Source organism: Microbacterium sp. NPDC087868, assembly GCF_044900755.1.
In the GTDB taxonomy this organism is placed as follows: Bacteria; Actinomycetota; Actinomycetes; order Actinomycetales; family Microbacteriaceae; genus Microbacterium; species Microbacterium galbinum.
Genome location: NZ_JBJDNO010000001.1, coordinates 189,772 through 213,462 on the forward strand (window position 1 = coordinate 189,772; position 23,691 = coordinate 213,462).

Here is a 23,691-nt window from a genome sequence, read left to right on the forward strand (position 1 = left end):
GCGGGTGTGGTTCTGCACGGCGCGCGATCGGTCGGAGTTATCCACTGCGCGCGGAAAGTGGCGCGGAAAGGCGGAATCGGGCGGCCTAGCGTGGGCGGATGCCGCCGACCGAAGCACCTCTCGATGACGCCCTGCCCGTGGATGCTGCGCTCGTGGATCCTCCGTCTGCGCCCCGGCGCCTGCGTCTGAGCACCGGAGCGGCGGTCGTGCTCGCCCTCGTCGTGCTCTCGGTCGCGGTCGGGCTCGGGATCCTCCGCGGGCAGGCCGCGCCCGTCGAGACGGTCTCGATCGGAGACGAGTCGACCGGTGCGACCGATGCCGCGGGAGCAACCGCGCCGGGCGGGGAGCTCTACGTGCACGTCCTCGGCGCCGTCGAGAAGCCGGGCCTGTACGTGCTCGCGATCGATGCCCGGATCGTCGACGCCCTCGCTGCGGCCGGCGGCACGACCGAGGAGGCCGACCTCGCCGCGATCAACCTCGCCCGCATCGTGACCGACGGTGAGCAGGTGGTCGTGCCCGTCGTCGGCGCGGGCGCTCTCGTACCGGGTTCCGGGACGACTCCGGGCTCGGGGACGACGACTCCGGGCGACGACCGAATCGACCTGAACTCCGCGGATCAGGCGGCGCTCGAGACCCTTCCGCGCATCGGCCCCGCGCTGGCCGAGCGCATCATCTCGTGGCGCGACGAGAACGGGCGTTTCCAGACCGTCGATGACCTTCTCGCCGTGCCGGGCATCGGCGAGAAGCTGCTCGAGGGTCTGCGCGACGGCGTGCGGGTGTGAGGAGACGCGACCTCCGACTGCTGCCGATCGCCGGGGGAACATGGGCCACGGGGCTGCTGTGCGTGTTCCTCCCGCAGATCGCGGGCGCGGTGGCTGCCTTCTGCGTGCTGGCCGCTGTCGTCGCCGGGGCAATCGTCGGGCGCTCCCGTGCGCGTGGCGTGGAGCGCGGGGGCCTCATGATCGTGGTGCTCGCGGCGGCGGCCGCGGTGGCGACGACAGCCTGCCTCGCGATGCCGGCACGCGAGGCGGTTCGTGAGCGAGAGGCGTATGCGGTCGACGTGGTCGCGGACGTGTCGTCGTCGGCGTCGGTCGGGAAGGACGGGCGTCTCTGGTTCGAGGCGCAGTCGAGCTCCGTCGGTTCGTCGGACGAGAAGGTGGCGGTCTCGGCGCCGGTGCGCATCGGTATCGAGCCGGCCGAAGGCTTCGATCTCGGCGCGACGATCCGTGTGACGGGGCAGATGGAGGCGACGGATGCGGGCGAGCGCGCCACGGTCGTCGTCTTCGCGAGCGAGGCGGAGATCGTGCGCCCGGCTTCGGGGGTCTTCGCGGTTGCGGCTGGCGCGCGCAGCGCGTTCATCGAGCGAGCGACGCGCCTGCCCGAGCCGGGTGCGGGGTTGCTGCCCGGTCTCGCTGTCGGTGACACCCGGGCGGTCTCCGACGCGCTGAACGACGACATGCGCACGAGCGGCCTCAGTCACCTCACGGCCGTGTCCGGCGCCAACTGCGCGATCGTGGTCGCGGCGGCGTTCTTTCTCGTGGCCCTGTGCGGGGGTGGGCGCCGTCTGCGGATCGTCGTCGCGGCCCTCGCACTGGCGGGGTTCGTGGTGCTGGTGACCCCCGAACCCAGCGTGATCCGCGCGGCGGTGATGGCCGGGGTCGCGATGCTCACGGTGCTCCTCGGCCGTCCGAGCGCGGGCGCGGGGATGCTCGCGCTGTGCGCCACCGGCATCCTCATCGCCGACCCCTGGCTGGCCGCGACGGCCGGGTTCGCCCTGTCGGTCGCGGCGTCGGGAGCGCTCATCCTGCTGGCGCCTCCGCTCGCGCGCGGGCTCGCTCGGTGGATGCCGCAGCCGCTCGCTCTCGCGATCTCGGTGCCCCTCGCCGCCCAACTGGCCTGCGGCCCGATCATCGCGCTGTTCGCCGAGCAGCAGTCCCTGGTGGGGATCGCCGCCAACCTGCTCGCCGCTCCCGCGGCGCCGATCGCGACCGTGATCGGTCTTCTCGCCTGCCTCGCCGCGCCGATCCCGATGCTCGCCGATCTTCTCGCGGCATCCGCCTGGTTGCCCGCGGCATGGATCTCGGTGACCGCGACGGTGAGCGCGCGATTGCCGCTCGCGCAGGCATCCCTGGTTCCCGGCATCGGCAGTGCCGTGCTCGTCGCGATGCTCAGCGCCGCCCTGGGATCATCGTGCGCGGGCGGCGAGGAACGAGCGACGTCGGCGGCCGCCGAGGCCGGTGGTTCTCCTGGACGTACCGCGTCGCGGCGGTGGTGCTCATCGTGGCGCTCTCGCTCGGCGGCGCGCATCTCGCTCTGCAGGGGCCGCTCGCGGCGATGTCGGCGCCATCCGGCTGGTCGATCGCGGCGTGCGACGTGGGGCAGGGGGATGCGCTGCTCGTGCGATCGGAAGGAGAAGTCGCACTGATCGACACCGGTCCGGAGCCGGGCCCGCTCGGCGACTGCCTGCGGTCGCTCGGCATCGACCGCATCGACCTCCTCGTGGTGACGCACTTCGACCTCGATCATGTCGGGGGAGTGGACGCCGTGCGCGGACGGGTCGACGCGGTGCTCCACGGACCTGTCGTCGAGGCGGAGGAACAGCGGATCCTCGACGGGCTGGGGGCCGGTGGTGCGACTGTCACCGAGGCGACGGCGGGGATGCGCGGCACGCTCGGTGCATCGACCTGGCGGGTGCTCTGGCCGCTCCGCGAGTCGGCGGTGTTCCCCTCCGGCAACGACGCGAGCGTCGTGATGGAGGTCTCCGGGGGTGGCGTGCCGCGCTCGCTCTACCTCGGCGACCTGTCGGCCGAAGCGCAGCGGATGCTCGCGCGCAACGCCCGTCTGGCGGGACGCTATGACGTGGTCAAGGTCGCCCATCATGGCAGTGCCGATCAGGATCCCGCGATCTACGAGGCGGTCCGTCCGGCGATCGCGGTCTTCAGCGCGGGCATCGACAACGACTACGGCCATCCGCGCGCGGAGACGCTCGACCTGCTCACGGCGGTCGGGGCGCACGTTCTACGCACCGATCGACAGGGACGCATCCTGCTGGGGATCGACGACGGCAGGATCGCGGTCTGGACGGAGTCCGACGTCGGTGCCCGCGAGTAGGCTGGATCCATGGCAGCTCCGCGATCCTCTTCCCGCACCGCCGCCAAGCAGCCGTCGAAGATCCCCCAGGTCTCCTGGCGAGAACCGCGTCCCGCCCCGCTCGTGCTGGTGTCCGGGCCCGAGGAGATCTGCGCCGAGCGTGCGATCGCCGGCATCCGCGACTATCTGCGCGCGGAGGACCCGGCCCTCGAGGTCAGCGACATCCGCGCCGACGACTACGCACCCGGCACCCTGCTCGCCATGACGTCGCCGTCGCTCTTCGGCGAGCCGCGGCTCGTGAGGGTCTCGGGCGTCGAGCGCTGCTCCGATGCCTTCCTGCAGGAGGCCGTGTCGTACCTCGACCAGCCGCAGGACGGTGCCACCGTGATCCTCCGGCACACCGGAGCCAGCGTGCGCGGTAAGAAGCTTCTCGACGCTCTGCGCGCCGGAACGGGGGAGGGCATCGAGATCGCCTGCCCCGCCATCAAGCGCGACGGTGACCGCGTCGATTTCGCCGCCGGTGAGTTCAAGGCCGCGAAGAAGCGCATCCAGCCCTCGGCGCTGCGGGCGCTCGTCTCGGCCTTCGCCGACGACCTCACCGAGCTCGCCGCCGCTTGCCAGCAGCTCATCGGCGATGTCGAGGGCGATGTGACCGACGACATCGTCACCAAGTACTACGGCGGCCGCGTCGAGGTCTCCGCCTTCGTCGTCGCCGACACGGCGATCGCCGGTCGCTACGGCGAGGCGCTCATCTCGCTGAGGCACGCGCTGTCGTCGGGCGCCGATCCGGTGCCGATGGTGGCGGCCTTCGCGATGAAGCTGCGCACCATGGCGCGTGTCGCGGGAAACCGGGAACCGAGCCGTCAGCTCGCCCAGCGCCTCGGCATGAAGGACTGGCAGGTCGATCGTGCACGACGCGATCTCGCCGGGTGGAACGAGCGCTCGCTCGGGCTCGCGATCCAGGCGACGGCACGGGCTGATGCCGAGGTGAAGGGCGCATCGCGCGACCCGATCTTCGCGCTCGAGCGCATGGTGACGGTCATCGCCACCCGTCGCCCGTTCGGCGAGGAGTAGTCCGCCACTCCGCTCCGTCGCGTCAGGGGAAAAGCCTGCACGCGTCACCGACACGAAGAAGGCCCGCCCCGCGAACGGGACGGGCCTTTCTCAGCGGTGCTGGCTCAGAGAGCGGCGACCGACTTGGCGATGGCCGACTTGCGGTTCGACGCCTGGTTCTTGTGCAGGACACCCTTGCTGACGGCCTTGTCGAGCTTGACGGCGGCCTTCTTGAGGGTGGCCTCGGCGGCTGCCTTGTCGCCTGCGGCGACGGCTGCCTTGGTCTGACGAACGAGGGTCTTGAGCTCGCTCTTCACGGCCTTGTTGCGCTCGTGAGCCTTCTCGTTGGTCTTGTTGCGCTTGATCTGCGACTTGATGTTTGCCACGTGTGGACGCTTTCTGTACAGGAGTGATTCGGAGTGCCGGCAGCAGAAGAGGGCTGCTGCACGACGGTCGTGAGGGAAGAACCCACACGCAAGCCAAGAAGCAACTCTACCAGCAGTCGGGCGGATCACGCGAAACGACGCCTCTCGGGTGGCGTCCGGAGTCCGACACGACGAGCCGATCGCGGAACTCGGTCGCGCGAAACGCGGTACCGGGTGCAGAATCAGGATCACCCGACACAGACGCCAAGGAGCGACATGAGTTCTGCTTCCCGCGATACCGTTCTGCCCTCAGGTCTCCGCTGGTCCGCGGCGACGTCCGCCATCCAGATCGAAGGCTCTCCCTCCGACGACGGGGGAGGACGCTCGATCTGGGACGATTTCGTCGATGTGCCGGGTGCGGTGCGAGACGCCTCGACGCCGCAACGCGCGTGCGACAGCTATCGGCATCCGGAGGCGGATGTCGCCCTGGTGGCGGACCTCGGCATCGACCGCTATCGCTTCTCGATTCCGTGGGCGCGGGTGCAGCCGGACGGGCGCGGCCCGGCCAGCACCGCCGCGCTCGATCACTACTCCCGCTTCGTCGATGCCCTGCTCGAGGTCGGCGCGACCCCGTTCCCGACGCTGTACCACTGGGAGATGCCGAGCGCGGTGGAGTCCGACGGCGGCTGGCTCGTCCGCGATACGGCCGAACGCTTCGCGGACTATGCCGCGATCGTGGCGGATCGGCTCGGCGATCGGGTGACCCACTGGTACACGCTCAACGAACCGGCGATGACCACGCTGCAGGGGTACGGCACCGGGGCGCTCGCCCCCGCACGACCGCTGCTCTTCCACGCCCTGCCGACCGTCCACCATCAGCTCCTGGCGCACGCGTACGCCGCCGAGGCGCTGCGTTCGCGGGGCGCGACGGCCGTCGGACTCGTCAACAATCACACCCGCGTGCTGCCGCTCACCGCATCGCGGGAAGACCTCGTGGCGGCGACCATGTACGACACGCTCCACAACGGGCTGTTCAGCGAACCCCTGCTCGCGGGTGAGTACCCCGACCTCGAGGCGTTCGGCCTGCCGCCGATGCCCGTGCTCGACGGTGAACTCGCGCGCATCGCGGCGTCGATCGACTTCTACGGCATCAACTTCTACAACCCGACGACGGTGACCGTCGCCGATCCGGCGGGACCACTGCCGTTCGAGATCGTGCCGACGCCCGGGGCGCCCGTCACCGGTTTCGGCCCGGAGTGGCCGATCGTGCCCGAGGCGCTCCGCGATCTGCTCATCGACCTCCATCGCCGGCATCCGCACATGCCGCCGGTGATCATCGGCGAGAACGGCGCCTCGTTCCCCGAGCCCGACGGCGCGGTCCGCATCGACGACGCCGAACGCATCGACTACCTCGCCGCGCACATCGCGGCGGTGGGCGAGGCGATGGCCGCGGGCGTTCCCGTCGAGGAGTACACGGTCTGGTCGCTCCTGGACAACTGGGAGTGGGCCGACGGATTCACCCAGTGCTTCGGCCTCGTGCACGTCGATTTCACCACGGGGGAGCGCACACCCAAGGCTTCGTACGACTGGTACCGCGACGCCATCGCCCGCACGCGCACCGCGGTGGCGATCGAGCGGAGCGCGCAATGACCGCGGCGACGCGGGTCGGCGCGCGATGGATGTCGCTGTTCACCCTCGCCTGGCTCGCCATCTGGACCGTGCAGCTCACGCCCGTGCAGCTCCTCCTGCCGCTGCAGCTCGACACCCCCGAAGACGATTGGATCCGGGGAGTGGTCTCCTCGGGGCTCGTCCTCGGCATCGGCGGACTCGCGGGCATCGTCGCCGGACCGCTCGCCGGGGCGCTGTCGGATCGTGCTCGACCGGGGCGCCCTCGACGGCGTCCGTGGGCGCTGGCGGGCGTGTGGACGACCGCGGCCTTCCTGGTGCTCACCGGTTTCTCCGAGGGGCCCTGGGCGGTCGGTGGGGCGTGGGTCGGTGTATCGATCGGTGTCGCGGTGTCGTCGGCGGCCTTCACCGCGATGATCGCGGACCAACTGCCCACGACCCAGCGGGGCGCGGCATCCGCGGCCGTCGGGTCGAGCCAGGCCGTCGGGATCGTGCTGGGCGTCGGTCTCGTCGTTCTCCTCGGGCTCGACATCGTCTCGGGGTATCTGCTCCTCGCCGCCGTGATCGCGGCGGTCGGCAGTGCGGTGGCCCTGGTGCTCCCCGATCCCTCCGCGTCGGAGGCCGTGCGGCCGACGACCCGCGACCGTCGGCCCCTCGCCTCGCTGCGCGATCGCGACTTCGCGTGGATGCTCGCCGGGCGCCTCGTGACCAATATCGGCAACGCGTTGGGGACCGCGCTTTTCCTCTTCTTCCTGCTGCACGGACTCGGTCAGCCGTCGTCGACGGCGCAGGACAACCTGCTGCTGCTCATCGTCGTCTACACGCTGTTCGTGGTCGCGGCATCCGTTCTCACCGGCATCCTGTCGGACCGCACGGGCGACCGGCGCCGGCTCGCCGTGATCGCCACGGTCGTGCAGGCGGCATCCGGTGTGGCGATCGCGCTCGTGCCGACCTTCGAGATGACGATGGTCGCCGCCGCCCTCATGGGGCTCGGCTACGGCGCGTTCTCGACCGTCGGCCTCGCGTTCGCGGCCGATCTGCTGCCCGATGAGAAGGACCACGCCCGCGATCTCGGCATCGTGAACGTCACGGCCGCTCTCGGCCAGCTGATCGGTCCGGTGCTCGGGGCGGGACTCGTGGCGCTGGTGGGAGGATTCTGGCTCGTCTTCGCCGCCGCCGCGGTGCTGTCGCTCGCAGGCGGAGTGCTCACCGGCCTCGCGAGGCAGCCGCAGAGGTCATGAGCTCTTTTTCTCGAGGGTCGCGATCGCGAGCTGCAGCACGGCGTTGAAGACGCGAGGTCGCATCGCCGTGACGAGATGCGTGGTGCGCGGTACCACGATGAGTTCGGCCTGGGGGGCCAGCGAGCAGAAGAGCGTCTCGTGGCGACGCAGCTGGTCGTACTGACCGTTGACGAACCAGAGCGGCAGTCGGATGCGGGCGACCGCCGCGGCGAGGTCGAGCGCCGCGAGGCTGCCCAGGGCGATGTCCTGCGCGTCGAGCGCGTAGCCGCCTGCGCCGAAGTCTTCGCGGGTATCCGGGGGGATCGTCGCGTCGAGCACACGATCCGAGAGCCAGCGTCCGCGGTCGGGTAGTGAATCCATCGCGCGCGCGAGCCAGCGATAGGCGGCGAGCCCGGCACCGACGGGCAACGCGGTGCACGACGCCGCGACGAGGCCCGCGACCGGTGTCGTCTCCCCGCCTCCGGTGTAGGCGAGAGACAGGATTCCGCCCATGGAGTGCCCGACCAGCAGCACCGGTCCGCGCGTCGCCGCATCGCGGACGGCGGCATCGATCGTGTGCAGGGCCTCGTGGAGCGTGAAGTCCTCGGCGATGCGCGTGCCGTGCCCCGGCAGGTCGACCGCGGTGTGTGCGTACCCCCGCGCGTCGAGGAACGCTTGTTGCGAACGCCACATGGTGGCCGACGTGCGGATGCCGTGCACGAAGACGATCTGGACGCTCACGCTCTCAGCCTAGGTGCGCAGCCCGCGCACCGCACGAGAAAGCGGGACCGGTGGAAGACCACCGACCCCGCCTGCTCGTCGCGGGATGCGTCAACGCGGTCCGGGGCAGTATTTGATGCACTTGATGGGCCAAGGACCCGCACCGCCCCCACCTCCGCCGTCACCGGGATGCGTGATGTCGACGACAGCACCTGCGGGGATCGCCGACCCCAGGGTGAGCATCAAAGCCGCCGCGACCCCGACGATCGAGTTCCGGACAGTCGTCTTCTTGTCTTTCAGCTTCTTGTCTTTCAGCATGAGCGCCCTCCTTTGGACTCCGTCTGTGCGTGTGCGAGAAATTAATCCGAATGCGCAGCCTCGTCCAGGGGGGGTGCGCAGTACGGATTCCCTGGGTAGACGCGTGTGGGGGCCGGCGATCTCTCGCCGACCCCCACACTATGGGTGAGTGCTAGATCACTTCTCCCAGCCCACGTTCTCGACGGGCAGGAGCCCGAAGAGGTCGAGACCCGTGTAGGTCTCGGGGGTGAGGTTGGCGAGTCCCTTGGTCACCGTGCGGATCTCGGGGCCGGAGTACAGAGGCAGGATGCCCCACGTCTCCTTGATGACCTCGGTCTCGACCTTGGTGCCCTCGGCGATCTGCTCCTCCGCGGTGGGGAGGTCCGCGACGCCCGCGATCTTCTCGTCGAGCTCCGGGGTGCCGGTGGCCGACAGGTTCAGGCCGCTGTCGGAGCAGTAGACCTGGCAGAAGTACGCGAACCCGTAGGGGTCGCTCGACGAGAAGCCCATGAGGATGATGTCCCAGTCCTTCGTCGTCACCGTCGTCGAGAACTCCGACGTCGGACGCACGTCGACCGTGACCTCGACGCCGATCGCCTTGAGCTGCGCCTGGATGACCTTTCCGCGCGTCTCGACGATCGGGTCGTCACCGAACACCGGGAGGTTGACGGCGAGTCGCACGCCGTCCTTCTCACGGATGCCGTCGCTACCCGCGACCCAGCCCGCCTCGTCGAGAAGGCCGTTCGCCTCGTCGTCGTCGAACTTCCAGCCGGCCTCGCTGAGCGAGTCGACGAAACCGTCCTGGAACGGGAAGAGGATGAGCGAGCCGGCCGGCTCCTCGGTGTAGCCCAGGCCGTTCCAGACGACCTCCTTGAGCTGCTCACGGTCGATCGCCTTCATGATCGCCTCGCGCACCTTGATGTCGGCGAGCTGAGGGCGCTCGGCATTCAGCTGCATGAGGTTGGTGGCGGTGCGCTGGGCCTTGTAGGTGACGACGTCATCCATGTCGGCGACCTGCGCGAGGCGGTCGGACGTGCCGGTCGACGCCATGTTGATCTCGCCGGCCTTGAACGCGTTGATCTCGGCGGTGTCGTCGAGCTGACGGAAGGTGACCTTGTCGAGCAGCGGCTTGTCGCCCCACCAGTCCGGGTTCGGCTCGAAGATGACCGTGCCGCCCTTGGGGTCGAACTCGGTCATCTCATAGGGGCCTGCACCCCAGTCGGGGTTCGCCTCGTTGAGGTAGCCCTCGTTGAAGAGCTCCGGGGTGTTGATGTTCGGGTTGACGAGGTGCCAGAACAGGCCGTTCGTCCAGGGGTAGACCTGGGTGAACGTCACGACGGCCTGGCGGTCGTCGGTGCCCTGCTCGACGCTCTCGATCAGCGAGTAACCGTCGGTGGAGTTGGGGACGTAGCCCTCATCCGTCGACCGCAGCGCCTTCCAGGTCTGCTCGTAGGCGGTCCAGTCGATCGGCGTCCCGTCGTTCCACACGGCGTCGGGATTGATCGTGTAGGTGACGACGGTCTTGTCGTCCACGACCTCGGTGGTCCAGTCGGTCAGGTAGTTCGGGTTGGCGTATGCCTCGCCCTCCGGCGTCATGAGGATCGTCTGAGGGTTGTACCACTCCCAGAGCGTCGCGGTGTCGACCGTGGCGTCGGAGTGGTTGGCGTTCATCTGCGGGGTGATCTCACCGATGGGGAAGGTGACCTCGCCGCCCTCCTGCAGATTCTCGCGGGGCTGCGGGTTGTAGTCCGCGCCCGTGACGGTTTCGGCTTCGCCGCCGTTGTCGGTGCTACCGCCGTCGCCGCCCGATGCGCAACCGCTCATGACGAGTGCGAGGGCGCCGCTGAGGGCGAGAGCGCCCAGCAGCTTCTGATGCCTTTTCATGGTTTGGTGCTCCTTCTTGTGCCGTGTCGGCCTGTGGGGATGGGGAGAGGTTAAGCCTGTCGTGCGTCGAGGTCGATTAATCGTTGTTAACCGTTACCGGAAGTGGCACGCGTTCATGTGCGCGGACGACGCACCCGTCAATGCGGGCACCTCGCCCTCGCACCGCGCCTGCTGCTCCGGCGCGAGCGTCGGGTAGAGGGGGCACCGGCTGACGAACGAGCAGCCGCGCACCTCCTCGGTCGGGCTGGGGAGATCGCCCGAGAGGACGATCCGCTCGCGAGCGCGCTCGATGTCGGGATCGGGAACGGGGATCGCCGACAGCAGTGCCTGCGTGTACGGATGCTGCGGATCGTCGAACACACTGTCGACGTCGCCCTCCTCGACGAAGGCGCCGAGGTACATCACCGCGACGCGATCGGCGATGTGGCGGACGACGGCGAGGTCGTGCGCCACGAAGAGGTAGGAGATCCCGAGCTTCACCTTGAGCTCGTCGAGAAGGTTGATCACGCCGGCCTGGATCGACACGTCGAGCGCCGAGACGGGCTCGTCGAGCACGATGATCTTGGGGTTGGTGGCGAGGGCGCGGGCGATTCCGATGCGCTGTCGCTGTCCACCCGAGAAGGCTCCGGGGAACCGATCCGAGTGCGCCGGATCGAGACCGACGAGATCCATGAGCTCGTCGACGCGGTTGTCGGCCTCGTCTCCCTTGACGCCGATGGCGTGCAGCGGTTCGGCGATGATGTCGGCGACGGTCATGCGCGGGTCGAGGGCGCCCATCGGGTCTTGGAACACGATCTGGATGTCGCGCCGCAGGTGGCGCTCCTCGGCGCCGCGCTTGACGTCGGAGACGCTCTTGCCGCCGATGCGGATGTCGCCGTTCTCCTGCGGCACGAAGTCCATGATCTGCAGGAGGGTCGTGGACTTACCGCTGCCGGACTCCCCGACGATCGCCATCGTCTCACCCTTGCGCACGTCGAAGGTGACGCCCTTGACCGCGTGGACCGAACCCACGCGGCGCTTGACGAAGGCGCCCTTGAGCAGCGGGAACGTCTTTGTGAGGTTGGTGACCTCGAGTGCGATCGGGCGTTCCTCCCGCGGGGTGCGGGTCAGCGCGCTCTCCGGGATCGGCGGCACGGGGTAGACGGGCAGCCCGCCGAGCATGCCGCCGTCGTCGATCTCGTGCGATCGGATGCACGCGGCGCGATGCTCGCTGGACGTGCTGGTCGGCACCGGGAGCAGTTCGGGCTCCGACGCGCGGCACGCGTCGATCGCGATCGGGCATCGGGCCGCGAACGGGCAGGCGTCCGGAAGGTCGATCAGCAGTGGGGGATTGCCGTGGATCGGGATGAGCGGTACCTTCTCGGCGGCGTCGACCCGGGGCATCGCGCCGAGGAGGCCGATCGAGTACGGCATCCGCGTGTGGTGGAAGAGCTCGCGCACCGGCGCCTGCTCGACGGCGCGTCCCGCGTACATGACGAGGACGTCGTCGGCCGTCTTGGCGACGACCCCCATGTCGTGGGTGATGAGGATCACCGCGGCGCCGGTCTCGCGCTGCGCCGTGCCGAGCAGGTCGAGGATCTGCGCCTGGATCGTGACGTCGAGGGCGGTCGTGGGCTCGTCGGCGATGATCAGTTTGGGGTTGTTCGCCATGGCGATGGCGATGACCACGCGCTGGCGCATACCGCCCGAGAACTCGTGCGGGAACGCCTTCAGGCGCCGCTCCGGATTCGGGATGCCGACGAGACGGAGGAGCTCGATCGCGCGGGCCTGGGCCTCTTTCTTGCCCATGCTCTTGTGCACGGTGAGCGCTTCGACCAGCTGATCGCCGATCGTGAAGACGGGCGTCAGAGATGTGAGCGGATCCTGGAAGACCATGGACAGGCCGTTCCCACGGATCATCGACAGCTGGGCATCCGTCTTGCCGATCAGTTCCTGGCCGTCGAAGACGATCGATCCTTCGACCTTCGCGTTCTCGGTCAGCAGGCCCATGATCGCCAGCGAGGTGACGGACTTGCCCGAGCCGGACTCGCCCACGATGCTCAGCGTGCGGCCGGCTTCGAGGTCGAACGAGATGCCGCGCACCGCGTCGACGCGACCGGCCTCCGAGGGAAAACTGACGCGCAGGTCGCGGACGGAGAGGATGGGAGCGGTCATGCGCGGCCTCCCGCGGCAGAGGTCGGGTCGAGGGCATCGCGCAGACCGTCGGCGATCAGAGCCATCGAGATGGTGAGGAGGGTGAGCGCGGCCGCGGGGAAGTAGAACAGCCAGGGTGCGCTCGTGATGGTCGCCGAGCCGGAGCCGATGAGCGAGCCGAGAGACACGTCCGGCGCCTTCACACCGAAGCCGAGGAACGACAGGCTGGTCTCGGTCTGCACCGCGCCGACCACGCCGAGCGTGAAGTTGATGACCAGCAGCGATCCGATGTTGGGGAGCATGTGGCGCAGCACGATCCGGAATCCGGGCACGCCCATGTACTTCGCGGCGGAGATGTATTCGCGTTCGCGCAGGGAGAGGGAGAGCGTCCAGATCACGCGGGCGGGGAAGAACCAGTTGATCGCGATCATGATGACCGCGATGATCCGCCAATCGCCGCCGGCGCTGTTCGAGATCATCGCGAGGATGAGGAACGTCGGCACGACCATGAGGAAGTGGATGACGACGAGCACTCCGCGCTCGAACACGCCACCGAAGTACGCGGCTGCCGCGCCGATGAGCGCGGAGAGCACGGTCGTTCCGATCGACACGGCCAGGGCGATCATGAGCGACCGCTGCAGGCCGACGACGACCTGGGCGTAGAGGTCGTTGCCCGCGCCGTTCGTACCGAACCAGTGCTCGGCCGACGGGGGCTTCGTCAGTGCGAGGAAGTCCAGTTCGATGTGGTCGTACTGCTGGAAGAGGGGGCCGATGAGGGCGAACAGCACGATGATGACGAAGATCACCGCGCCCGCGACGGCACCGCGGTTGCGCAGGAAGCGGCGACCGTAGAGTTCGAACTTCGACATCCGCTTGCGCGGTGTGCGCACCGGGGTCGCCGGCGGGTCGTCGCCGTGGCGGAGGGGATCGGAGAGGTCTGCGATGCTCATGGTTCAGCTCACCCGCACTCGTGGATCGAGGATGACCACGGCGATGTCCGAGAGGACGGCGCCGATCGCGGTCATCACTGCGCCGAAGGCCGCGACGGCGACGACGCCGTGGATGTCGTTCGTCGCGATGGTCTGTGTGAAGTACTTGCCCATGCCGTTCCAGCCGAAGATCGATTCGGTCAGGACGGCGCCGGTGAAGACCGCCGGGATGGAGAAGGCCACCTGGGTCGTCACGGGGATCAGCGAGGTGCGCAGCGCGTGGCGGCGGATCGCCTGGGACTTGGTCAACCCCTTGGCGCGCGCGGTGCGCACGTAGTCGGCGTTGATGTTGTCGAGCAGCAGCGAGCGCTGCAGGAAGTGGATGCCGGCGTAGCTGACGAGGATCAGCGCGATCGTCGGGAGTATCAGATGTTGCAGCGCATCGATGAGCACGGGGAAGAACCCGCTCACCCCCGGACTCGCTGCGCCCGTGACGAAGAAGATCCGCGTCCCGGTCGCGCTGTTCGCCTGGATCGCGAGCAGCACGATTCCCAGCGACGCGACGACGATCGGGATGTTCATCGTGATGATCGAGGTCGCCTGGCCGATCCGGTCGGCGAGCTTGTACTGGCGGGAGGCGGTGTAGACGCCGAGCGCGATGCCGATCACGGTGAACAGGATGGTGGCCCCGAGGACGAGTTCGGCGCTGACCCAGACTCGGTACGCGACCTGGTCGTTCACCGAGTCGCCCGTGGGGCTGAGCCCCCAGTTCCAGTGGAAGAGGATGTTGCTGAACCACGTCCACCAGCGCTCGAGGAGGGGGACCGTGTCGTCGAGGTTGCGGGGGCGGAGCAGCGCTTCGATCTGCTCCTCGTTGAGAGGGGGGCGGCGCCCGACGTAGTTGCTGCGCGGGTCCAGATAGAGCCAGGCGAGGAAGTACGTGAGGTTCGTCGCCACGACGATCATGAGCAGCCAGCCCAGTGCTCGACGCAGCAGGTACTTGATCAAGGTCGGTATCTCTCTCTTCACCAGAGCCGAACGGGATCACCGTTGCGGATCCGATCAATGTGCTTCACTCCGGACGCGCCTCTTCGCACGTTCCGGTATACCAAAAAGATGTTACGGGGTCGTTTCCTCCGTGGAACTCGGTTCCACGCCGGAGACCTGGGCGACGTTACCACCGGATCGGCGGAATCGGGCATTAGGCCTCCCTCACCGTAGAATCGACGCAACATGTCCCCACGCGCTCTCACTCCGCTTCAGCCTGCCGCGACGCCCGCGACGCAGATCCGAAATTTCTGCATCATCGCGCACATCGATCACGGCAAGTCGACCCTCGCCGACCGCATGCTGCAGATCACCGGTGTCGTCTCCGACCGAGACATGCGCGCTCAGTACCTGGACCGCATGGACATCGAGCGTGAGCGCGGCATCACGATCAAGAGCCAGGCCGTGCGCATGCCCTGGGAGATCGAGGGCGAGACGTTCGCGCTCAACATGATCGACACCCCGGGCCACGTCGACTTCACGTACGAGGTCTCCCGCTCGCTGGCCGCGTGCGAGGGAGCGATCCTGCTCGTCGACGCGGCGCAGGGCATCGAGGCGCAGACCCTCGCGAACCTCTACCTCGCGCTCGAGAACGATCTGCACATCATCCCGGTGCTGAACAAGATCGACCTCCCGGCCGCCGACCCCGACAAGTACGCCAAGGAGCTCGCTTCGCTCATCGGCGGCAAGCCGGAAGACGTCCTCCGCGTCTCCGGCAAGACCGGCGTGGGCGTCGAGGCGCTTCTCGATCGACTCGTCAAGGAGATCCCCGCTCCGGTGGGTGACGCGGATGCTCCGGCGCGCGCGATGATCTTCGACTCGGTCTACGACGCCTACCGCGGCGTGGTCACTTACGTCCGCATGGTCGACGGCAGTCTGTCGCCGCGCGAGCGCATCCAGATGATGTCGACCGGCGCGAACCACGAGGCGCTCGAAGTCGGCGTGTCGAGCCCCGAGCCGATCCCGACCAAGGGACTCGGGGTCGGCGAGGTGGGGTACCTCATCACGGGCGTGAAGGATGTGCGACTGTCGAAGGTCGGTGACACCGTCACGTCGGCACGCAAGCCCGCGACCGACGCGCTGTCCGGATACACCGACCCGAAGCCGATGGTCTTCTCGGGTATCTATCCCATCGACGGCAGCGACTACGCCGAACTCCGCGAAGCCCTCGACAAGCTCAAGCTCTCGGATGCCTCCCTGCAGTACGAGCCGGAGACGTCGGTGGCTCTCGGTTTCGGTTTCCGCTGCGGCTTCCTCGGCCTGCTGCACCTCGAGATCATCACCGAGCGGCTCTCGCGCGAGTTCGGACTCGACCTCATCACCACGGCGCCGAGCGTGATCTACGAGGTGCTGACCTCCGACACCGGCGAGACCGTGACGGTCACGAATCCGAGTGAGTACCCCGACGGCCGCATCGGCTCCGTGTCGGAACCGATCGTCAAGACCGCGATCCTGCTCCCGAAGGACTACGTCGGCACGGTCATGGAGCTCTGCCAGTCGCGTCGCGGCTCGCTGCTCGGCATGGAGTACTTCTCGGAGGAGCGCGTCGAGCTGCGCTACATGATGCCGCTCGGCGAAATCGTCTTCGACTTCTTCGACCAGCTCAAGTCCAAGACGCAGGGCTATGCCTCGCTCGACTACGAGCCCGCGGGGCAGCAGGAGGCCGACCTCGTGAAGGTCGACATCCTGCTCCAGGGCGAGAAGGTCGACGCGTTCAGCTCGATCGTCCACCGCGACAAGGCCTACGCCTACGGCACGATGATGGCCGAGCGTCTGCGCAAGCTCATCCCTCGCCAGCAGTTCGAGGTGCCGATCCAGGCGGCGATCGGTGCACGCATCATCGCTCGCGAGACGATCCGCGCCATCCGCAAGGACGTGCTCGCCAAGTGCTACGGCGGTGACATCACCCGCAAGCGCAAGCTCCTCGAGAAGCAGAAGGAGGGCAAGAAGCGCATGAAGATGGTCGGCCGCGTCGAGGTCCCCCAGGAGGCGTTCATCGCCGCGCTGTCGGGCGACGTCGAGGGCAAGGACAAGAAGTAGTGAGGCCGCTCCCGCCGTACACGCGCGGGATGACGCGGCATCCGATCGTCGACGTGCCGGCGGGGATGCGCCTGTCCGAGCGCAGCATCGCGGTCGCTCCGGAGGATCAGGATGCCGTGCGCACGCTGATCCGCTCCTGGGAGTTCAAGCGGCGGGCGGGTTTCGACGGCCCGGCGTCCGCGCCGGTCGCGAACGCCGAGGGCGTGCTGGCCAAGCGTGTGCTCGGTATCCGATTCTCCGAACCGATCCGGGTGGTGTGGGCGGATGAGCGGGGTTTCGGGTACGAGACGCGCCCGGGTCATCCGATCTACGGAGAGGAATCGTTCGTGCTCGACGACGGTGTGTTCACCGCCCGTTCGATCTCGCGCCCCGCGACCCTCGTGTGGTGGTTGCTGTCGCCCGCGCTGAGGCTGATCCAGCGCCGCACCCACGCGCGGTACACCCGCATCGTCGCCGCCGAGGCGCGCGAGTGGGGTGTTCGTCCAGGCAACCGCCAGTAGGCTGGATCTCATGCGGCGCGGGAACTTCCGAGACGACACGGTGGACTATGCGGCCGTGGGTGCCACCCACGCGCCCGATCTGATGCAGTACCCGCCGGAGCGCAGCTTCCCGGCGGAGGAGTCCTGGCGGATCGGATCTGGAGCGGAGCGGTTCCAGACCGCCGGCGAAGCTCTGCTGTCGTGGACGGCGCAGCGCGCGGCCGGCCTCGCGATCGAAGACGTGCGACCCGCGCCCGGCCCGGCGTACGCGGGCGTGAGCTTCGATGCCGAGGGCAACCCGATCGCCCCCAGCAAGCGCGACGTCGAGCCCCGTTACGATGCCGAAGGGACTCCGTTCGTGGGCCCGGGCATGACGCTGCGCGTGCGCGGTCGTCTGTCGGGCATGCGCGCGGATGCCGAGTTGCGTGTGATCTCGGTCACCGAGGAGGCTCGACGCATCGGTTTCGTGCTCGGCACCGTCGGCGGCTCGGTCGTCAGCGGCGAGGAGTCCTTCGACGTCGACTGGCGCGAGGACAACGACGAGGTCTGGTTCACGGTGCGCGCGTTCGACGCCCCCAACTCCCTGCTCTACCGCACGGTGCCGCCGCTCGTGAAGCGTCGCCGTCGCGAGCTCTTCGCCCGCTATCTCCGGGCGATCTCCCCGCTCTACGCGACCCCCCTCTGATGGCGGGGCCCCTTCCTCTCGGCGATCCCGCACCGTCCGACGGCCGCCTGCCGGCCGATCTGCCGATCGATCCCTCGGTTCCCTTCTCGGCGTACCTCCACATCCCGTTCTGCCGCGTGCGGTGCGGATACTGCGACTTCAACACCTACACCTCGAGCGAACTGCGCGGCGCCCGTCAGGAGGACTACGCCTCCACGCTGCTCGCCGAGATCGATCTCGCGCGAAACGTGCTCGACGAGGCGGGTGCGCTGCGCCCGATGGACACGGTCTTCTTCGGCGGGGGAACACCCACGCTCCTCCCCGCCGGCGATCTCGCGCTGATGCTCGGTGCCGCGGTCTCGGCCTTCGGCCTCGCCGAGGGCGCGGAGGTCACGGTCGAGGCCAACCCCGACACCGTCACGCCGGAGGTCGCCCGCACGCTCGCGGATGCCGGCGTGACGCGTCTCTCGATCGGCATGCAGTCGGCGGTGCCGCACGTGCTCGCCGCGCTCGACCGCACGCACGACCCCGACAACGTGCGCACGGCCGTCGCCGCGGCGAAGGAAGCCGGGCTCGCCGTCAGCGTCGATCTGATCTACGGCGCGCCGGGCGAGTCCCTCGCCGACTGGGAGGCGTCGCTGGATGCGGCCCTCGAACTCGACTCCGACCACATCTCGGCGTACGCGCTCATCATCGAGGACGGCACGAAGCTCGCCCGCCAGATCCGGCGTGGCGAGGTGCCGACGCCCGACGACGATCTGCAGGCCGACATGTACGAGCTGGCCGATCGCCGCCTCGCCGCGGCGGGCTTCGAGTGGTACGAGGTGAGCAACTGGGCCCGCAGCGACGCACAGCGCTCGCGTCACAACCTCGCCTACTGGCGGGGGAGCGACTGGTGGGGCTTCGGGCCGGGGGCGCACAGCCACGTCGCCGGACTCCGCTGGTGGAACGTCAAGCATCCAGCGGCGTACGCGCAGCGGCTGTCGGCATCCGATTCTCCGGCGGCCGGCACCGAGCGTCCGGACGAGGGCGCACGGATGCTCGAACGGGTGCTGCTGCAGAGCCGCCTCGTCGAGGGCATCGCGGTGGCCGACCTGCCGGCCGGCAATCGCGCGAACGTCGCGGGTCTCATCGCCGACGGCCTCGTCGACGCCCGCGCCGCGGTGCAGGGTCGGGTGCAGTTGACGCTGCGCGGACGGCTCCTGGCCGATGCCGTCGTGCGCGAGCTCACCGACTGACGCGGGAGCGAAGCGGTCAGCTCCGGGTCGGGAGCAGATCCATTCCGGCGGTGCGCCGCTGGGGGAGCGTGCCGCTCGTCGTGTCGAACACCCGTGTCGTGCGGTCGGCGCCGTACGCCGCCCAGCCGGGCGAACCTGTCGTGACGAAGGAGATCCAGGCGGCGTGCATCTCGTCGGCGAGAGCCTGGGGTGCATCGGCGCCCGCGAGGCGCTGCGCCTCGGCATCCGCCAGACGGTCGAAGACGAATCCGAGCTCGAGAGCGTGTGCGGCACGCAGATCGCGCACCGGGCTCGGCCACGCGAACTCGTAGACGAACGTGAGCGCGGGGCGGGCGCGCGCCGCGCGCGAGAGTGGCGCGCGCAGCATCACGTCGGTCGCCAACTGTCCGAAGATCTCGCCGGTGGAGGCCTTCGGGAACGCCTTCCGGTACTCCGATACGGCTCGGCGCGGGATTCCCAGGGCCAGACGCGCGATGAAGAGCTTGAGCGGGCGGATCTCGGCGAGGGTCTCGGGTGTGAACCAGAGCCGGTACTCATCGGTGTTGCTGCCGATGAGCAGCGGCGTGTCGATGGTCGGCAGGACCTCGTGAGGCGAGCGCGGAAGGCTGTCCGGATCGATCGCGAATTGGAACCCCGGCGCTCCGCCCAGCGGCGACGAGCCCGCGGACTGCGCGCGACGCGCCTCGAGCAGCTTCTCGGGAGGGACGGACGCGAACGACGCACGATCGGCGCGGATGCCGAGCCGCTTCGCGAGAACCGCGGTCACCCGCCCCGCCTTCTGCGGCGGTTGCGCCTCCAACGGACCGGACTCGATGATCGCGCGCGCGACGAGGGTGCGGGAGTCGTCGCGCGTGAGAAGGCCCGCGACGATCGCGCCTCCGGCCGATTCCCCCATGAGGGTGATGCGTGCGGGGTCGCCGCCGAACGCGCCGATCTCGCGATGCACCCACTCGAGAGCTGCGGCCGCGTCCCGGAGGCCGAGATTGCGCGGTGCGTCGTCGAGCATCGAGAAACCCTCCGAGCCGAGGCGGTAGTTGATCGACACGAAGACGATCCCTGCGGCGGCGAAGCCGGCCCCGTCGTAGAGCGGAAGCGCCGCGGTGCCGCGCTCGAGCGCTCCGCCGTGGATCCACAGCAGCACCGGGGCGCGCTCGGCATCCGTCGGCGCCCAGACGTTGGCGGTCAGGATGTCGTCACCGTCGATCCTGACCGATCCGAGCAGCTCGCCGATCGCGCCGGGATACGGCGACTGCGGGGCCGTGGGCCCGAAGGCCGTGGCGGGACGCACGCCGGTCCACGGAGTCGCCGGCCGCGGTTCCCGGAACCGGTTCTCGCCGAAGGGAGGGGCGGCGTAGGGGATGCCGAGGAACCGGGATACCCCGCCCTCGCTCGATCCCTCGACGATTCCGGTGGACAGCTCGGCGGTGGGGGCGGTCATGGTCGTCATCCTAGGGCGGAGCCCGACCTCCGACGAGACGAGCCGCGGGCGGGGTAGGATTGGCACTCTGAACGTCCGAGTGCCAACGGAAGGGAAGGGCGATGGTCACAGAGCGAGGACTCCAGGTTCTCCGCGCGATCGTGCAGGACTACGTCGAGACCCACGAACCCGTCGGCAGCCGTTCCATCGTGGACCGCCACTCCTTCGGGGTCTCCGCAGCCACGATCCGCAACGACATGGCGCTCCTCGAGGACGAGGAGCTCATCACCGCGCCGCACACCTCGTCGGGCCGCGTGCCCACCGACAAGGGGTACCGCGTCTTCGTCAATCATCTCGCCCAGCTGCGCCCGCTCTCGTCCGCTCAGCGAACGGCGATCGAGTCGTTCCTGGCGGCGCCGAGCGATCTCGACGACCTGATGGTGCGCACCGTGCGCGTGCTGACGCAGCTGACGGGTCAGGTCGCGCTCGCGCAGTACCCGTCGTTCGCCCGTGCGCACCTCACCCACATCGAACTCGTGCCGCTCGCCCCGACCCGCATGCTTGTCGTGCTCGTCACCGACGCCGGCGGCGTCTCGCAGCGGATGGCCCCGTTGCCGATCGAGATCGACGACGGTGATGCGATCATGCTTCGCGCGCGGCTCTCCGCCCTGCTCACGGGGCAGGCGGTCAGTGACGCGGCCGACCGTCTGCAGACGCTGCTGGCGGCGCCCGAGGCCGCTCCCGGCGATGCCGCACTGCGGGCTCTCGCCACCGTGATCGTCGACGAGCTGGGTACGTTCCGTCAGGAGCGCCTGGTGATGGCGGGGGCCGCGACGCTCGCGCGTCGCGAGCAGGACTTCCGCGGAAGCATCCATCCGCTGCTCGAGGCGATCGAGGAGCAGGTGACGCTCCTGCGGCTCATGAGCGAGATGGTCACCGACGAGCACGGCCTCGCGGCCAGCATCGGCACCGAGAACGCCCCGTTCGGGCTGGGCGAGGCGTCGATCGTCGCGAGCAACTACGCCGCCCCCAGCGGAACGGCGCGGGTCGGCGTAATGGGCCCGACGCGCATGGACTATCCGAGCAATCTCGCGGCGGCGCGGGCCGTGGCCCGCTACCTGACGCGGATGCTCGACGAAGACGAGACGAGCCGCTGAGCGGCCGTCGACGAAGAACAACGCAGAAAGGCGATCGTGGCGGACCACTATGAGGTTCTCGGGGTGTCCCGGGACGCTTCCACCGACGAGATCAAGAAGGCGTATCGGCGCCTCGCGCGTCAGCTGCACCCGGATGTGAATCCGGGTGAGGACGCGGCGGAGAAGTTCAAGCTCGTCACGCACGCGTACGACGTGCTCAGCGACGACGATTCCCGCCGCCGCTACGACATGGGCGGGGGAGACGGCGCGGCCGGGAACTTCGGCGGAGGGTTCGGCGGATTCGGCGACATCTTCGAGACGTTCTTCGGCGCGGGACAGGGTGGAGGGCGTGCGCGCCCGCGTTCCCGCCGTGAGCGGGGGCAGGACGCGCTGGTGCGGGTCACTCTCGACCTCGGCGACGTCGTCTTCGGTGCGCATCGCGACATCGAGGTCGACACCGCGGTGCTCTGCGAGACGTGCCAGGGTTCCTGCTGTCAGGAGGGCACGTCGCCCGTCACCTGCGACATCTGCGGCGGTTCCGGACACGTCCAGCGCACGGTGCGCAGCCTGCTCGGCAACGTCGTCACCTCGCAGCCCTGCGGCACGTGCGAGGGCTACGGCACGACCATCCCGTACCCGTGCGGTACCTGCGGCGGTCAGGGGCGCGTGCGCTCTCGTCGTACCGTCTCGCTCGACATCCCCGCCGGCGTCGAGACCGGTCTGCGCCTGCAGCTGCCCGGCTCCGGTGAGGTCGGCAAGGCCGGCGGCCCGAACGGCGACCTGTACGTCGAGGTCACGGTCAACCCGCACGCGGCGTTCAGCCGTGACGGAGACGACCTGCTCGCGACGCTCGAGGTGTCGATGACCGATGCGATCCTCGGCACCGAGACCTCGATCCAGGGCCTCGACGGTGCGGTGGATCTCGAGGTGCGCGCGGGCGTGCAGTCCGGCGACGTGCTCACGATCAAGGGACGCGGCATCACGCCGCTGCGCGGTTCGCAGCGGGGTGACCTGCGCGTCGGCGTGCAGGTGGTGACTCCGACCAAGCTCGACTCCGCGCAGCGGGCGCTCATCGAGGACTTCGCGAAGAAGGCGAAGGCTCCGGGGCCGCAGCTGGCGCAGTTCCAGCAGGGTCTCTTCTCCAAGCTCCGCGACCGCTTCCGCACGCACTGAGCCATGGCGCTGCATTTCCTCGTCGAAACGTCGTCGGATGCCGAGCCCGGCGATCTCGTGTCGCTGACCGGTGCCGAGGCGAAGCATGCGGCGGTCGTCCGTCGCCTCCGTGTGGGGGAGCAGGTGACGATCGGTGACGGTCGGGGCATCTGGCTCCAGGGCGTCGCCGAGGAGGTCGCTCCCGCACGAGTGGACGTGCGGATCTCCGATCGGGCCGTGCACTCGTCGCCGACCCCGCGCATCGTTCTCGCGCAGGCGCTCGCGAAGGGTGACCGCGACGAGCTCGCGGTGCAGGCCGCCTGCGAGTTGGGCGTCGACGAGATCGTGCCCTGGCAGGCGAGCCGGAGCGTCTCCCGCTGGGAGGGGCCCAAGGCCGTGAAGGGCCGTGAGCGGTGGGCGACGATCGTTCGCGAGGCCGCCAAACAGGCTCATCGGCCGTGGGTCCCCGAGGTGGCGGCTCCCGCGAGCACGGGGGAGCTGGCGACCCGTGCGAGCGCGGAGCGCGTGCTGATCCTCGACCCGTCGGCGACGACCCGACTGTCGGAGATCACCGCGGACGACCGCGACATCGTGCTGGTCGTCGGACCCGAAGGTGGCGTCTCGGACGACGAGATCGCCCGGTTGACCGCGGCGGGCGCCGAGCGCGTGCTCTTGGGAGACACGGTGCTGCGCACCTCGACGGCCGGACCCGCGGCGATCGCGGTGCTCTCCGTCGCCCTCCGCCGCTGGTGAGCGCACCGCCGTGCCGGCGGACCCCGCCGCTAGACTGGGAACATGAGCGAACCCTCGATCTTCACGCGCATCCTGAACGGTGAGATCCCCGCAGAGGTCCTCGGTGAGACCGAACGCGTGTTCGCCATCCGTGACATCGCGCCCCAGGCGCCGGTCCACCTCCTGGTGATCCCGAAGACCGCGGAGTACCGCGACGTCGCCGAGATCGCGGCGGGTGACCCGACGCTGCTCGCCGAGATGGTCTCCTTCGCAAAGGAACTCGCCGCGCAGCACACCGACGACGGCGACTACCGCCTCGTCTTCAACTCCGGCCCGAACGCCGGACAGACCGTGTTCCACGTCCACGCCCACGTGCTGGGCGGGGGACTGAACGAGAAGAGTGTCGGTGCCTGAAAACCACGACCAGAGTCCTGAGATCCCGGAACGCCGCAGCGGAGCATCCGCTCCG

22 protein-coding genes are annotated in these 23,691 nt (G+C 69.2%); 14 read left to right on the top strand and 8 right to left on the bottom strand.

Annotated elements, in window-relative coordinates:
- The first annotated feature begins 98 nt into the window (after nucleotides 1–98).
- From ACI2JZ_RS00945 to holA, 4 genes are read left to right on the top strand one after another with little or no spacing between them, the layout of a single operon-like run.
- Nucleotides 99–782, top strand: a complete 684-nt coding sequence (locus ACI2JZ_RS00945) for a helix-hairpin-helix domain-containing protein (protein WP_404596252.1) — start codon at nucleotides 99–101, stop codon at nucleotides 780–782.
- A complete protein-coding gene (locus ACI2JZ_RS00950) occupies nucleotides 779–2,425 on the top strand; it encodes a ComEC/Rec2 family competence protein (protein WP_404596253.1) in 1,647 nt (548 codons plus the stop codon). The genes ACI2JZ_RS00945 and ACI2JZ_RS00950 overlap by 4 nt, the downstream gene beginning before the upstream one ends.
- Nucleotides 2,398–3,111, top strand: coding sequence for a ComEC/Rec2 family competence protein (locus ACI2JZ_RS00955; protein ID WP_404596254.1), 714 nt, complete (start codon nucleotides 2,398–2,400; stop codon nucleotides 3,109–3,111). Before ACI2JZ_RS00950 ends, ACI2JZ_RS00955 begins: the two co-directional genes overlap by 28 nt.
- A gap of 9 nt (nucleotides 3,112–3,120) precedes the next feature.
- Entirely contained in the window at nucleotides 3,121–4,164 is a 1,044-nt protein-coding gene (holA, locus tag ACI2JZ_RS00960) for a DNA polymerase III subunit delta (protein WP_404596255.1), read from the top strand.
- 104 nt (nucleotides 4,165–4,268) lie between these two features.
- Here the strand turns inward: holA and rpsT are convergent, their stop codons facing one another.
- The gene (gene rpsT / locus ACI2JZ_RS00965) at nucleotides 4,269–4,529 is read right to left on the bottom strand and encodes a 30S ribosomal protein S20 (protein WP_247622209.1); all 261 of its coding nucleotides are present in this window, start codon (nucleotides 4,527–4,529) and stop codon (nucleotides 4,269–4,271) included.
- A gap of 255 nt (nucleotides 4,530–4,784) precedes the next feature.
- Between rpsT and ACI2JZ_RS00970 the strand changes: the two genes are divergently transcribed.
- Nucleotides 4,785–6,158, top strand: a complete 1,374-nt coding sequence (locus ACI2JZ_RS00970) for a glycoside hydrolase family 1 protein (protein WP_404596256.1) — start codon at nucleotides 4,785–4,787, stop codon at nucleotides 6,156–6,158.
- On the top strand, nucleotides 6,155–7,375 hold the full coding sequence (locus tag ACI2JZ_RS00975) for an MFS transporter (protein ID WP_404596257.1): 1,221 nt from the start codon (nucleotides 6,155–6,157) through the stop codon (nucleotides 7,373–7,375). Before ACI2JZ_RS00970 ends, ACI2JZ_RS00975 begins: the two co-directional genes overlap by 4 nt.
- On the opposite strand, the gene ACI2JZ_RS00980 is transcribed toward ACI2JZ_RS00975, so the two are convergent.
- The 6 genes from ACI2JZ_RS00980 to ACI2JZ_RS01005 form a co-directional block, all read right to left on the bottom strand.
- Nucleotides 7,370–8,095 carry an alpha/beta fold hydrolase gene (locus tag ACI2JZ_RS00980; RefSeq protein WP_404596258.1) on the bottom strand — a complete coding sequence of 242 codons (726 nt, stop codon included), beginning with the start codon at nucleotides 8,093–8,095 and terminating at the stop codon, nucleotides 7,370–7,372. The two genes, ACI2JZ_RS00975 and ACI2JZ_RS00980, sit on opposite strands and share 6 nt — an antisense overlap.
- Nucleotides 8,096–8,185: 90 nt before the next feature.
- Nucleotides 8,186–8,392 carry a hypothetical protein gene (locus ACI2JZ_RS00985; RefSeq protein WP_404596259.1) on the bottom strand — a complete coding sequence of 69 codons (207 nt, stop codon included), beginning with the start codon at nucleotides 8,390–8,392 and terminating at the stop codon, nucleotides 8,186–8,188.
- A gap of 156 nt (nucleotides 8,393–8,548) precedes the next feature.
- Nucleotides 8,549–10,255 (bottom strand): ABC transporter family substrate-binding protein, encoded by a 1,707-nt coding sequence (locus tag ACI2JZ_RS00990; RefSeq protein WP_404596260.1) that lies wholly within the window; start codon nucleotides 10,253–10,255, stop codon nucleotides 8,549–8,551.
- Between the two features lie 93 nt (nucleotides 10,256–10,348).
- Nucleotides 10,349–12,409, bottom strand: coding sequence for a dipeptide ABC transporter ATP-binding protein (locus ACI2JZ_RS00995; RefSeq protein WP_404596261.1), 2,061 nt, complete (start codon nucleotides 12,407–12,409; stop codon nucleotides 10,349–10,351).
- Nucleotides 12,406–13,338, bottom strand: a complete 933-nt coding sequence (locus ACI2JZ_RS01000) for an ABC transporter permease (protein WP_247632038.1) — start codon at nucleotides 13,336–13,338, stop codon at nucleotides 12,406–12,408. The genes ACI2JZ_RS00995 and ACI2JZ_RS01000 overlap by 4 nt, the downstream gene beginning before the upstream one ends.
- Before the next feature lie 3 nt (nucleotides 13,339–13,341).
- Nucleotides 13,342–14,325 carry an ABC transporter permease gene (locus ACI2JZ_RS01005; RefSeq protein WP_247622216.1) on the bottom strand — a complete coding sequence of 328 codons (984 nt, stop codon included), beginning with the start codon at nucleotides 14,323–14,325 and terminating at the stop codon, nucleotides 13,342–13,344.
- 225 nt (nucleotides 14,326–14,550) lie between these two features.
- Between ACI2JZ_RS01005 and lepA the strand changes: the two genes are divergently transcribed.
- From lepA to hemW, 4 genes are read left to right on the top strand one after another with little or no spacing between them, the layout of a single operon-like run.
- Complete coding sequence (lepA, locus tag ACI2JZ_RS01010; RefSeq protein ID WP_247622217.1) at nucleotides 14,551–16,404, top strand: translation elongation factor 4; 1,854 nt, start codon at nucleotides 14,551–14,553, stop codon at nucleotides 16,402–16,404.
- A 29-nt stretch (nucleotides 16,405–16,433) separates the two neighbouring features.
- Complete coding sequence (locus ACI2JZ_RS01015) at nucleotides 16,434–16,904, top strand: DUF1990 family protein (protein ID WP_247622218.1); 471 nt, start codon at nucleotides 16,434–16,436, stop codon at nucleotides 16,902–16,904.
- A 10-nt stretch (nucleotides 16,905–16,914) separates the two neighbouring features.
- Nucleotides 16,915–17,568: a DUF1990 family protein gene (locus ACI2JZ_RS01020; RefSeq protein ID WP_247622219.1), complete on the top strand. Its 654-nt coding sequence runs from the start codon at nucleotides 16,915–16,917 to the stop codon at nucleotides 17,566–17,568.
- Nucleotides 17,568–18,785, top strand: coding sequence for a radical SAM family heme chaperone HemW (gene hemW / locus ACI2JZ_RS01025; RefSeq protein ID WP_404596262.1), 1,218 nt, complete (start codon nucleotides 17,568–17,570; stop codon nucleotides 18,783–18,785). The genes ACI2JZ_RS01020 and hemW overlap by 1 nt, the downstream gene beginning before the upstream one ends.
- A 16-nt stretch (nucleotides 18,786–18,801) precedes the next feature.
- Here the strand turns inward: hemW and ACI2JZ_RS01030 are convergent, their stop codons facing one another.
- Nucleotides 18,802–20,223 carry a carboxylesterase/lipase family protein gene (locus tag ACI2JZ_RS01030; RefSeq protein ID WP_404596263.1) on the bottom strand — a complete coding sequence of 474 codons (1,422 nt, stop codon included), beginning with the start codon at nucleotides 20,221–20,223 and terminating at the stop codon, nucleotides 18,802–18,804.
- Nucleotides 20,224–20,324: 101 nt separating this feature from the next.
- Here ACI2JZ_RS01030 and hrcA point away from each other — a divergent pair, with 101 nt between their 5' ends.
- The 4 genes from hrcA to ACI2JZ_RS01050 are packed head-to-tail and all read left to right on the top strand — an operon-like array spanning nucleotide 20,325 to nucleotide 23,636.
- Entirely contained in the window at nucleotides 20,325–21,359 is a 1,035-nt protein-coding gene (hrcA, locus tag ACI2JZ_RS01035; protein ID WP_247622222.1) for a heat-inducible transcriptional repressor HrcA, read from the top strand.
- A gap of 36 nt (nucleotides 21,360–21,395) precedes the next feature.
- Nucleotides 21,396–22,511 carry a molecular chaperone DnaJ gene (dnaJ, locus tag ACI2JZ_RS01040; RefSeq protein ID WP_247956328.1) on the top strand — a complete coding sequence of 372 codons (1,116 nt, stop codon included), beginning with the start codon at nucleotides 21,396–21,398 and terminating at the stop codon, nucleotides 22,509–22,511.
- A 3-nt stretch (nucleotides 22,512–22,514) separates the two neighbouring features.
- A complete protein-coding gene (locus ACI2JZ_RS01045; protein WP_404596264.1) occupies nucleotides 22,515–23,243 on the top strand; it encodes a 16S rRNA (uracil(1498)-N(3))-methyltransferase in 729 nt (242 codons plus the stop codon).
- A 42-nt stretch (nucleotides 23,244–23,285) separates the two neighbouring features.
- Nucleotides 23,286–23,636 carry a histidine triad nucleotide-binding protein gene (locus ACI2JZ_RS01050; protein ID WP_247622225.1) on the top strand — a complete coding sequence of 117 codons (351 nt, stop codon included), beginning with the start codon at nucleotides 23,286–23,288 and terminating at the stop codon, nucleotides 23,634–23,636.
- Nucleotides 23,637–23,691 lie beyond the last annotated feature (55 nt).

Bases quoted from the DNA above. Each gene is read 5' to 3' on its own strand.
- ACI2JZ_RS01015 (WP_247622218.1), top strand. From the start codon at position 16,434: ATGACGCGGCATCCGATCGTCGACGTGCCGGCGGGGATGCGCCTGTCC.
- ACI2JZ_RS01045 (WP_404596264.1), top strand. From the start codon at position 22,515: ATGGCGCTGCATTTCCTCGTCGAAACGTCGTCGGATGCCGAGCCCGGC.
- ACI2JZ_RS00990 (WP_404596260.1), bottom strand. From the start codon at position 10,255: ATGAAAAGGCATCAGAAGCTGCTGGGCGCTCTCGCCCTCAGCGGCGCC.
- ACI2JZ_RS00985 (WP_404596259.1), bottom strand. From the start codon at position 8,392: ATGCTGAAAGACAAGAAGCTGAAAGACAAGAAGACGACTGTCCGGAAC.
- ACI2JZ_RS00975 (WP_404596257.1), top strand. From the start codon at position 6,155: ATGACCGCGGCGACGCGGGTCGGCGCGCGATGGATGTCGCTGTTCACC.
- lepA (WP_247622217.1), top strand. From the start codon at position 14,551: ATGTCCCCACGCGCTCTCACTCCGCTTCAGCCTGCCGCGACGCCCGCG.
- hemW (WP_404596262.1), top strand. From the start codon at position 17,568: ATGGCGGGGCCCCTTCCTCTCGGCGATCCCGCACCGTCCGACGGCCGC.
- ACI2JZ_RS01000 (WP_247632038.1), bottom strand. From the start codon at position 13,338: ATGAGCATCGCAGACCTCTCCGATCCCCTCCGCCACGGCGACGACCCG.
- ACI2JZ_RS01030 (WP_404596263.1), bottom strand. From the start codon at position 20,223: ATGACCGCCCCCACCGCCGAGCTGTCCACCGGAATCGTCGAGGGATCG.
- hrcA (WP_247622222.1), top strand. From the start codon at position 20,325: ATGGTCACAGAGCGAGGACTCCAGGTTCTCCGCGCGATCGTGCAGGAC.
- ACI2JZ_RS00995 (WP_404596261.1), bottom strand. From the start codon at position 12,409: ATGACCGCTCCCATCCTCTCCGTCCGCGACCTGCGCGTCAGTTTTCCC.
- ACI2JZ_RS00970 (WP_404596256.1), top strand. From the start codon at position 4,785: ATGAGTTCTGCTTCCCGCGATACCGTTCTGCCCTCAGGTCTCCGCTGG.
- ACI2JZ_RS00945 (WP_404596252.1), top strand. From the start codon at position 99: ATGCCGCCGACCGAAGCACCTCTCGATGACGCCCTGCCCGTGGATGCT.
- ACI2JZ_RS01050 (WP_247622225.1), top strand. From the start codon at position 23,286: ATGAGCGAACCCTCGATCTTCACGCGCATCCTGAACGGTGAGATCCCC.
- ACI2JZ_RS01020 (WP_247622219.1), top strand. From the start codon at position 16,915: ATGCGGCGCGGGAACTTCCGAGACGACACGGTGGACTATGCGGCCGTG.
- holA (WP_404596255.1), top strand. From the start codon at position 3,121: ATGGCAGCTCCGCGATCCTCTTCCCGCACCGCCGCCAAGCAGCCGTCG.